We start from the raw sequence: 867 nt of genomic DNA, 5'->3' as shown, positions 1-867 counted from the left end.
TCAGCGGCTTTTCATTCGCTGAAAACGATCGCATCTCTGTTGCTAATGGAGTTGAGCTTTCCTTGACGCAAGTTGGAGATGATCTATTGCTCACAGCAGATGGCATACACACCACATTGCTGGATGTTGATAAGGATGCGTTCCTAGCTGCTGATGTTGTTGACTTTATCTGAGCGTTGCAGCCTCAGAGCGCCTTGGACACCCCAGTCTTTAAGCTTATTTAGTAGCCAATTAGAGCAACGAGGAGTTGCTCTAATTGGCTACTTTATGGTTTCGCTTTGATCCAAAGTAGAAGGGTGATAGAAATTGTATGTACAGAACGGAAACTGCCATCAATAGACAAGCATTTTTTGATTTGAGGTTTTATCGCATCGATTGTTCTGCGCTGGTCTTGCTCTTGTCATCGCAGAAGAAGGCGCCTTCCCTCGAGCTTGTAATCAATTCAAATACGTGCTTAATTTGGCTATTATTAAATACATGCCGGGTTTGATCTGGAACAATATTCCTGACCTGTCATGAGGGATTATTCCGTCTTATGTCATCGAAAGATATTAAGAACGAGATGCTCCTTTGATCATGTAACTATTGCCAGCCTGTCTTCACTCTTCCCTGCTTTGTTGATCCTTTGTGGTGCAGACTGTATTGATTAGCTGATGTGATTTTTCGCTGAATCACCCTTACGTTTATTTGGCTAGGAGCGTTGCAATAGCAACCTTTTAATTACACGCTGGGCAATGTCGCCATATCCCATCTCTCCAGAAAGGATCTGAGCAATCCGTTGTGGAGCTGTTGGCCTTTTGATTCCAAGCTGATATCCCACCTTGGGAAATCGATAAAACACCTGAGCAATCCTTTTCCCCCAGGCCA

At 43.8% G+C, this 867-nt stretch carries 1 pseudogene; it reads right to left on the bottom strand.

Annotated features, from left to right (window positions below):
* Window positions 1-691: 691 nt before the first annotated feature.
* Window positions 692-867 (bottom strand): annotated as a pseudogene (locus PMIT1303_RS13115) (dehydrogenase); the annotation flags it as partial.

The organism is Prochlorococcus sp. MIT 1303 (assembly GCF_001631965.1).
Taxonomy (GTDB): domain Bacteria; phylum Cyanobacteriota; class Cyanobacteriia; order PCC-6307; family Cyanobiaceae; genus Prochlorococcus; species Prochlorococcus marinus_D.
This window is presented reverse-complemented; position numbering and strand designations above follow the sequence as displayed.